Origin of the sequence: Shewanella sp. 10N.286.52.B9, assembly GCF_002873635.1 — a bacterium.
In the GTDB taxonomy this organism is placed as follows: Bacteria; Pseudomonadota; Gammaproteobacteria; order Enterobacterales; family Shewanellaceae; genus Shewanella.
In genome coordinates, this window is record NZ_MCTY01000057.1 from 1 (window position 1) to 10,145 (window position 10,145).

5 protein-coding genes are annotated in these 10,145 nt (G+C 39.6%); all 5 read left to right on the forward strand.

Annotated features, from left to right (window positions below; all coding sequences use genetic code 11):
• Positions 1-398 precede the first annotated feature (398 nt).
• Positions 399-3,551 carry a helicase-related protein gene (locus BCU91_RS04415; protein WP_198590429.1) on the forward strand — a complete coding sequence of 1,051 codons (3,153 nt, stop codon included), beginning with the start codon at positions 399-401 and terminating at the stop codon, positions 3,549-3,551.
• Complete coding sequence (locus tag BCU91_RS04420) at positions 3,544-5,340, forward strand: DUF1998 domain-containing protein (protein WP_102530956.1); 1,797 nt, start codon at positions 3,544-3,546, stop codon at positions 5,338-5,340. Before BCU91_RS04415 ends, BCU91_RS04420 begins: the two co-directional genes overlap by 8 nt.
• A complete protein-coding gene (locus tag BCU91_RS04425; RefSeq protein WP_102530957.1) occupies positions 5,340-6,857 on the forward strand; it encodes a DUF5710 domain-containing protein in 1,518 nt (505 codons plus the stop codon). Before BCU91_RS04420 ends, BCU91_RS04425 begins: the two co-directional genes overlap by 1 nt.
• Positions 6,857-8,377 (forward strand): hypothetical protein, encoded by a 1,521-nt coding sequence (locus BCU91_RS04430; protein WP_102530958.1) that lies wholly within the window; start codon positions 6,857-6,859, stop codon positions 8,375-8,377. Before BCU91_RS04425 ends, BCU91_RS04430 begins: the two co-directional genes overlap by 1 nt.
• A gap of 69 nt (positions 8,378-8,446) precedes the next feature.
• On the forward strand, positions 8,447-9,979 hold the full coding sequence (locus BCU91_RS04435; protein ID WP_102530959.1) for a DNA cytosine methyltransferase: 1,533 nt from the start codon (positions 8,447-8,449) through the stop codon (positions 9,977-9,979).
• Positions 9,980-10,145: the final 166 nt, after the last annotated feature.

Sequence of the window (10,145 nt, forward strand, 5' to 3'; positions counted from 1 at the left end):
ACAAAATTAGTTACAGTCTCGCTAAATACTAACCTTTTAGTATCCAACTTCAGTAGTTATTAGATTGCTCTAAGCTAACCTTAAACCTTAAACCTTAAACCTTAAAGCTTAAAGCTGTAACGTCACAAACAAAATAAAACGTCCTTCCAAGAAGAACCCTCAAGCCGTTTAGCTAATTTCAAGTACTTTCTATTTAAAATTAATTTGATTAGTTTTAATCTACAGGTCATACACTTAGTATTTTGAATATAATCTCAAAATGTTAACTCCGAATGCGATGGTGTTCACGTTAACTAAAACTTGCTGACTGTATATTGCTCATAGCTTTTATACACTAAAGCTTGTGTAATCGATTTATTAGTTAAGGTTAATGTACTTAAAGTTTCAAAGGAGCTGTGATGCCAATAGAAGAATTTAAAAGTGCTCGTCAGGAGTTACTTAATTATGTTCGTAAGCAGTTAGTCGGTCCAATGGGGGGGGATGATGAGTTATTGTCTGATGCTCCTCATAAGCGTTATCTTGCTGGTACTCTCTTCCCCGCCGCAGCTTTAAGAGATGAACTTGACGAAAGTGAAGGAGAAGACTCAACGACTGAAGCATTGAGCAATGACTTTAAACCATCCTCAATGGCTTTATCGTTTGCAGCTCAGAATTCTTCTATTTTTGAAATAGAAATTACAGCTGGTGGATATTGCAAAGATCAGCAAAAAGAATGGCAACGTAAGCCCTTACATCACCTAAGTATAGTAGACCTTTCTGCGCCAGATAGTTTGCAGCAATCCATTTTTAACAATGATGCCCGTTTAGATGTTGCTATTCGTCCCTATGTATCAGGAAAAATAATAACGATTGCAGTTTCAAATCAATCTAAATCTGGAGAGCAACTAGATCCTAGTGATTGTCTGTATCAGTGCCAAATTAAGGTTACTACTACAGCGGGAAGTATTATTGAGTATCCAAGTAGTGATCGATTCAAACTTGATGATGAACAAAAAGAATTGGCGCTAACTTACCGTAAAAGAGTTCCATGGGCGGTAGGTCATGGTGTTGCTGTAGACTGGTATATACCTGCTAAAAATAATACCCCTGAAACACTAATTACCGAAGCTATTCCTCATCATGAAGTTAAAGGGTTTACCACTGAGTTAGATCAAACAAAATTCAGTAGCCTCGCTGGTGAAATGCTGAGCATTCATCGAATCGCAGATATTGATAATGTATCTGCGCCAGAGTTGTTAAGTGGTTATACAGAACTCGTCGATGTATACAGTCATTGGATAGATGGATTGGAGGCTGAGCTATTAGATCCGCGTTATCTCTCAGCCAAAGAGAGAATTATTTCGAGACTTCGAGTCGCTTCACAGCGTATGTATTCAGGCATAGAACGTTTAGCTGCTAATGAGACCGCCATGAAAGCATTTCGATTGGCGAATAAAGCTATGCTGATGCAAATGATTCACTCAGATAGTAAATTCTCTGGTAGTAGAAAAAGTAGGGACTGGGGCTATGAAACACCAGAATATTTTGGCAGTGAAATGTTAGGTCAGTTCAATTGGCGACCTTTCCAATTGGCATTCCAGTTATTAGTATTGGAATCGCTTATACCAGATAACGAAGGACAAATATCTTCCTCTCATGACGATGTGGACCTACTGTGGTTTCCCACCGGTGGTGGGAAAACTGAAGCCTATTTGGCAGTTGCTGCTTGGGAAATGATTTATCGACGTTTAAAATTTGGAGAAATGGGCGGAGGTACGTCTGTTATAAAACGTTATACATTAAGGCTTCTGACATCACAGCAATTTCAAAGAGCAGGTAGTTTAATTTGTGCTCTTGAAATTCTTCGGCAAAATGATCCAAAGATTCTCGGAGCTGAAACATTTAGTCTAGGACTTTGGGTCGGTGCTGCTAGCTCGCCTAATTCGTACTCGGATGCGCACGAAGCCTATCTAAGGGAAAGAGAAGCAGATCAGCCAGAGAACCCTTTTCAATTGCAGGTTTGCCCTTGGTGTGGAACTTCCATTTTTCCAGAGCACCATTCTGAAGATAATTGTGATTATGGAGTTAAGAGTGATCCTCATAGTCATTTTAGCTTTTCATGCCCTAGCAATTCATGTGAGTTTCATGAGTATCTCCCTATTCAGGTAGTAGATGATGCCCTATATTCCGACCCACCTAGCTTGTTAATTGGCACAATAGATAAATTTGCTCGTTTAACATGGAAGTCCGAGGCTTCTGCATTTTTTGGCAATGGGAAGGTGCGGTCACCGGGCTTAATCATACAGGATGAGTTGCATCTGATTTCAGGGCCTTTAGGGACAATAGCCGGAATTTATGAAGCAGGATTTGATAGCATCATGGAGATTTTAGGTGCTAAACCAAAGATTATAGCCGCTACTGCTACAATTCGAAGTGCCAATTATCAGGTGAATAGGCTATTTGGTAGAAATGTCTCCATTTTCCCTCCTTCAGGTACTGATGAGTCAGACTCCTTTTTTTCTAAAGAGGATAAAGATAATCCGGGTCGTCTTTATGTTGGGGTTATGCCTGCAGGACATACAGGGCAAACGGGGTTAGTTCAGCTTGGTGCTTCATTAATTCAAGCACCACAACACCTAGGTTTTAAGGATTTAATACTTGATAGCTATTGGACATTGCCTATATATCATAATAGCCGTAGAGAGTTAGGTAAAACGATGACCTTATCTCGAGATGATATTCCAGCCCGAGTCGGTGTTATTGCGGAAGATAAAAAAGAGATAAGAGATATTCAACTGGTTGAGGAGCTTAGTGCTAACGTTAAGGGCCCTCGTATTCCGGAAGTCTTAGCTAAACTCGATAAAGGAGTTACTCATCCTGACGGAGCGATAGACATTTTACCTTGTACAAACATGATATCAGTTGGTGTTGATATTGGACGATTAGGTATGATGCTTATTGCTGGTCAGCCTAAAGCTACCTCCGAGTATATTCAGGCATCAAGCCGTGTTGGTCGTAGTAAAAAGAGACCCCCAGGCATCGTATTTACACAGTACTCAGCTACCAAGCCTCGCGATCGTTCCCATTATGAATCTTTCAAAAGTTATCACCAAGCGCTCTATCGCTATGTTGAACCAACTAGCGTAACGCCATGGGCTATGCCTGCAGTAGAGCGTGCATTACACGCTTCATTGATAGCTGTTGTTCGAGTGACAGGCTACCTACGGGATAACAAAAGCGTTAAATACTTTAGAAAAGATTCACCTGAATTTATAAAGATTCGAGAGGTGTTTAACAAGCGTATAGAAGCATCTATGGTTGGCATGGATGCTAGAGAAAGGCAGAAAGTATTTGACTATTTAGACTCACTAATTGAACAGTGGGAGGGGAAGGTAAATCGTCCAAAATCTCCAGTTACACTCTATGAAAGTGGTGGTGCAGGGCAACAATTTGAACCTTTATTTACATCTTTTGACAGTGAAAAGAATACTGGAGCATGGAAGACTTTGAACTCCATGCGCAGTGTCGATACAGAAACTCATATCCTAGTTCGAGGTGAAAAAAATGGCTGATTCCAATCGAAGTTACCGCAGTTCTCAATTAATCAGCCCCTTTGGTCCCGGTTCAATAATTGATATTGGTGATGAGTCACTAATTCTTATGGATATTAAACACTGGCCACAAAATTTAGATGAGATAAAGCTAGATCGTTTAACAAAAGAAGCTGGTGTTTGGTCACTGAAAAAACCTCCAATTCTTAAACAGCGTTGGGGTAAAACACACAAAAACAATGCATTGATGACTGTGCGATTTCCCGCTTGGATGTTTTGCCCAAGATGTAGGCACTTAAAGCGTTGGCATAAAGATGACCCCCTAAATGAAAGTGGAGTTCCTGTATGTCAAAATCATAGCTGTAAAAACAAATCTCTAGCACCAATGCGGTTTGTGGCTGCTTGTAATAAAGGGCACCTTCAAGATATACCATGGGACCGCTGGGCCCATACGGGCTCTGCATCAGAGTGTACCTCCCCAAAGACAGATTTATATTTTAAATCTAGAAAAGATATGGGAAGTGGGCTAGGGGCCCTAGAAGTACATTGTAAAAATTGTGGTGCAAAAAATTCGTTAGCTAGAATAATGGATGATGGAGCACTTAAAATTAAGTGCTCAGATAAGCAGCCTTGGGAGTTCAACAAGGACTATAGTGAAAAGTGTGATGAGCCATTACATGTTCTTCAACGTGGAGCTAGTAACCTTTACTATCCAATAATTCGTTCAGCTCTAGATATTCCTTATGAAGCATCGTCAATAGGCAACAGTATTATTGAGAAGATCCAAGGTTGTGAAGACTATGATAATTTATTAAGAGCTAAAGAGCGTGGTAGAGAAGGCGCTGTCAATCTATATGCTGAGTATTTATCGGAAGAGTTTGGCTTTTCTGTTGGTGAAATTTTAAGCGCAGTCGATGGCGGCGAAGAACCTCCTAGAGAATTTCGTATTCCCAAAGATGAAGACCTACGAATTGCTGAGTGGGAGGTGCTGAGTGCTGCGGACATTGAAGATAAGCAAACTGAAAACTTCAAAGCACGAATTGCTGACTTTGCTGGGGAGGAAACATTTGGCTGCAGCAGCCTAATATCAAAAGTTGTCTTACTCGATAAGCTTAGAGAAGTTCGAGCGTTCTGTGGTTTTGAAAGAATTAAGCCAGATGATAATCCAGTTTTAATGCATGCTGACTCAAAACAAAAGCCTTGGTTACCTGCTTGTGAGGTGTTTGGAGAAGGAGTATTCATTGAGTTTGATCAAGGTGAACTTGAAGATTGGGAATATACGGCGAGTGAATTCCTAACGCCTAGATTATCCAGTGTGTTAAATCGTTATGCTAATGTTACTTCGACTTATTTACCACAACCAACAGCAAAATTTATTGCATTACATACATTCGCACACTTAATTATTCGTCAGCTAAGTTTTGAAAGCGGTTATTCAAGTGGATCATTAAGAGAGAGAATTTATGCTGCAGAAGGGCAAGCGGGTGTATTAATTTATACTGCTGATGGTGACTCAGAAGGAAGTTTGGGAGGATTAGTGCAACAAGGTGAGGCAAACAGATTGTTCCCTGCGATTGTTGCTGCACTAGAAACGGCCAATTGGTGTTCTAATGATCCTGTTTGTAGCGAATTGGATACGCAGGGAGTCATGGGATTAAATAAGGCTGCTTGTCATTCCTGTACGTTAGTTTCTGAAACCAGTTGTGAGCATAATAACCTATTACTTGATCGTAAATTAGTTATTGGTGATAAAGAGGGGCAAGGTTTATTTAGTAGCGTCATGAAGCGTATTAGTGAAGGAGAGAGCTAATGCGGATGCCAAATGCTCGTCAGATAAGTGAAGAACAACAGGATATTTTCGAAGATGCTCCTATCTCCAGTAGTGTGATGATTTCGGGCCCTCCTGGAACTGGTAAAACAGTAATTGCTTTTTTGAGAGCTCAAGCTTTATCCCGTAAAAAAATACCAGCTGTAGTGTTAATGTATAATCGTGTTTTGAGAAGTTATACACAAAATATAGCCTCTGAGATTGATGGAGATGTAAATTCAAAAACGATGCATAGCTGGTTACCTGAATGGTGGAAATTGCACGGCATAGAGAAAGAAACTGACGACTCTGATAATACAACTAAATCTGATAAGGTTTTTTTGGATAGTCCCTTTAGTGATAAAGATGAGATAAAGGCTGCAGGTGGTCGATTTGATAGAGAGCAGAAAAAGTGGTTCGTTAGCCGTGATATCTATGAAGCGGATAGTAAAGCTTTCTCTAAATGGCCAGAGTTTATACCGATAGTCCAGGCTCAAGATAAAATTTATTTGAAACCCTGTTATCAAGATCGGGTGAAAGTCAAAGCAGCTGGAGCAAACTTCGATAAGCAAAAAAAAAGATGGTTTATTACTAAGCAACAGTTAGATGAAGATTTTAAACGGTTTGAGAGATGGTTAGATTTTAGTGGGAAGTTTGCTCCTCCAGAATTAAAGAAATGGAATTACGATTGGGAGTTGATGCTTGATCAATATCTCGAGCTAGACTCAGAAAAATTTATAGATTGGGGACATTTGATTATTGATGAAGCTCAAGATTTCCCTTCTAACTTTTTTCAATTTCTGCTTGGTGCGAGCCGATGTATGGTTAATGGTGGGATAACAATCTTAGCAGATGAAAATCAGCGTTTACATGATGGCCAAAATTCATCTTTGGAGGAGATACGTAAAAGCCTTAAGATAAAGGAAGAGAATGAGTTCCGCTTGACTCAGAACTTTAGAAATACAAAACCAATAGCATTGTTGGCGCAGCATTTCTATGTTGGGTTGCCAACAGGAACGCCAGAGATACCAGAAAAAACAGGTGATAAACCTAAGTTGATTGCTGCAAAAGCACAACTGCAGCAAGTTATGTATATTAAGAATTATTTGAAATTCAGAGGTGCGCAAGAGGTTGCTGTCGTCGTAGACTCAGATGCTGACCGTAGGTTTTATTTTGACAAACTGATCACTGAACTACCAAATTATAAGGTACAAACTTATTGCAGCTCTGAGCCGAGAACTAGTGAAACGTTAAGGTTTGATGAGCAGGGTGTAATTACTGTGTTAAACAGAAGAAGTTGCAAGGGGTTGGAGTTTGATGCAGTCTTTATTCCCGAACTGCAAAACTTTTCTTTTAGTGATTCTGACTTAGTAACATTCCAGATGAATATGTATGTAATATGCTCAAGGGCTCGCTCTGAGTTAGTATTAATGTACCTTAAAGATCAGAAGAGTAAGGCTCCCATATTAGAGCATTTACCAAGTGAAGGTTCAGGGTTAATGGAATATAGGGAAATCTAATGGCTAGCTATTTAACAAATGAAGAATCCTCTTACTTATTAATACCAAGAAAGTATTTCTCTCGATATGTACTTGCATATGAGGTCATACTTTCTTCACTTTGTGCGAAGGTAAACCAGAAAACCCTTCTTAATTTTTCAGATGGCCAGGCTGTTGTTGAAAGCGGGCTAATGAGTGACGGTTATATTTTGTTGGAACTATCATGCAAAGAAGATAAAAATGCATATTCAATAACAAACTTATTGAAAGTGTGGTTTCCTGATAATGAGTTGAGACAAGCATTTCTTGATAGTAGTTATGATAATTTTGATGTTGGCTCCCTTGATTGCGGAGTTGTTACCTCTGCCAGTGATTATACTAATACGCATCTTGTTGACATAACCCTTCCGGAGCCAATTTCTAAGAGAGACTTTGTAAATATGATGATGCTGGAAGACGGTATCATGGCATTAGTTTATGCACGATTAAGCACGTCTTGTAAAAATAATGATTTAAAGACGTTGGTTAACTCGGAGTTAACAAAAGAGCAGCTTGTTAGGGCTTTGGTTTATTCTGCAGGTAATGATGAGATTGACATGATCGTATTAGAGCGTTTCATAGATCTGTGTTTAGACAATGGTATTGATGCAGGGTGGAATCCTAATCAGATTTTATGTCAGCTGAGTACATTATTACCGTCAACTATTACAGAGCAACAAAAATACGAACAATGGCATGCTCTAGCAAAAGCTTTTGTGAATAGCGAGAATGTACCTGACAAACTATTTACAGATACAGAAGATGGTTCGATTGTATTAAGAGCGATCATTTTAGTGCTATTAAACCCTGAATTAAGCTATTTGAATGCAATGAAAGAACAAAAAACATTCGAAATAGGAGTTCAAGTATATGATGTTGCTAAATATTTAACTCTGCTGCGTTCAGGTTTTAGTATATTAAGCTCTGATGAAAGAGCATATATCTCTGAGGATAGAGAGTGGATACAAAACTTAAATGCAGGTCTTCATAATAATGAGCTTCAAATAAATAACAGTCTAAAGGAATATTCAAAAGAGCTGACACTTTCAGGTGCTAATCAATCTAGTATGCCAGTTCATGATAGCGTTAAAGAAAGTTCACCTATCAAATATAACCTAAAAATGGATAATGAATACTTGACCGAATCACTCGAAGATTTAGAGGGCTTTCAAGTTTTTGATATCAGAGGTCTCATTCCTAATTCTGGCTTTAAATTGAGCCTTTTAATGGATAATTTTAGTTCGCAATTTTCTCTATGGTTAGTTGATTTAAAATCGACAGCTGGAGAAAAGAAATATAAGGGGAAATTCGCCTTAGAGTTAGTTAACTTACAAGCTAGCCTTGAAAAAGGAGTTCGATTTGAAGTTGATGATTGGGGAGTGTACCTAAGATTCCCTGAGGAAGTAGTCGATAGCTCAGAGTTAGAAAACTTATTGAAAAGTAAGCTTCGTAAAATTTCAGTACTAAAAATAATAAATACTCGTAAAACTACTTTTATTTAACTAAACCTATTGCTTAGAAAGTGTTGCCTGGTATGATTGCCAGGCTTTTTATTAATAGTTGTGGTAGTCATGGAAACAGGTGAAGTTCTAGTAATCGACCTATTCGCGGGGCCAGGTGGGCTTGGTGAAGGCGTGTCGTCAGTAACGCATGAAAATGGTAATTTACCGTTTAAAATTGGCGTATCAGTCGAAAAGGAACCATCTGCGCATAAGACCCTCACTACCAGAGCTTTCTATAGAAAAATTCAAGGCACTGAAAACGGTTTGGCTAGTTATAACGCGTACTTAAATCGTGAACTAACGAGAGAGCAACTTTTTGACCAGTATCCTCAGCAAGCAGAAGAGGCGCAGCAAGAAACATTGCTTACCCCTCACGCATTGGGTGATGACAATGAAGAAATACACCAGCGCATTAGAGATTTAGTTCAAGAGCACGGTGATGACCGCCCAAGAATTGTTATAGGTGGCCCACCTTGCCAAGCATACTCACTTGCTGGTCGTTCCCGTAATGCAGGCATAGAAGGCTATTCAGCAGAAAAAGATCATCGTAACTTTTTGTATAAAGAGTACTTAAAAGTACTTTCTATTGCTCAGCCCGACGTTTTTATTATGGAAAACGTACGAGGTATATTATCTGCTAAAATTGATGGGGAAGTGATGTTTCCTCGTATTTTGAAAGACTTGCGAGCTCCAGGTCGAATCACAAAAATTGCTACCCCTAGGTATAAAGTTTTTTCCTTAGTAGTAGACACTGAAAACGTAAATAAGCCTTCATACGATGACCCTACGGACTTTCTGATTAAAGCTGAGAACTATGGTGTACCTCAAGCTCGCCACCGTGTGATCTTATTAGGTGTTCGAACTGACGTTGAAGGAGTTCCTGGGACGCTGGTGCGAAGAGAAAAGCAAACGACAGTAGAGCAAGTTTTATCTGATTTACCTAAGCTGAGAAGTGGTTTTTCTAAGCGTAAAGATGAAGTGAAAGAATGGGAAAGAGCTGTTTTAAAGAACGGGGCCCAAGTTAAGAAGTTGCTGAGAAAGCAGTTTAAGAATGCTCAAGATTTAGACCTTAAGCCTTTTAAAAAACTTAACAGAAGCGAGACTCAGCCAGTAGTTCACCCCGAAAAAATGCCAGCTCACCTAGTTCAGTGGTATCGCAATAATACTCCAGCTTGTGTGCTTAATCATGAAACGCGTGGTCATATGGAAAGTGATTTGATGCGCTATTCGTTCAGTGCTGCCTATACGCAACTAAGTGGTGGAACGTCACCAAAGGCGAGGGACTTTCCTGAGGCTCTCGCTCCTAAGCACGAAAACTGGAAAACGGGTGCTCATGCAGACCGCTTTAGAACTCAAGCTGCGAATAAGTGTTCTACGACCGTGACCAGCCATATATCAAAAGATGGCCACTATTTTATTCACTATGACCCTAAGCAATGCCGAAGCTTAACCGTGCGTGAAGCCGCTCGCTTACAAACATTTCCAGATAACTATAAGTTTGAAGGGAATAGAACGCAGCAGTATGTGCAGGTAGGAAATGCTGTGCCACCTTATTTAGCACAGCAGATTGGGGAAGTGGTGATGGAGCTATTAGACCACTAAGACTTTACTCAGGGTGAGAATAGTCAGGAGTACCAATTCGGCTAAAGCTGTCATTGTGCTCGCGTGCAGTTTTAAAAAATTGAGTGAGCTCTTCGATGGTTAAGGCTCTGTCTTTACTCTTTTCTACTCCACCAGCATCCGTAACAGAAAATGCACTCGCTGGATT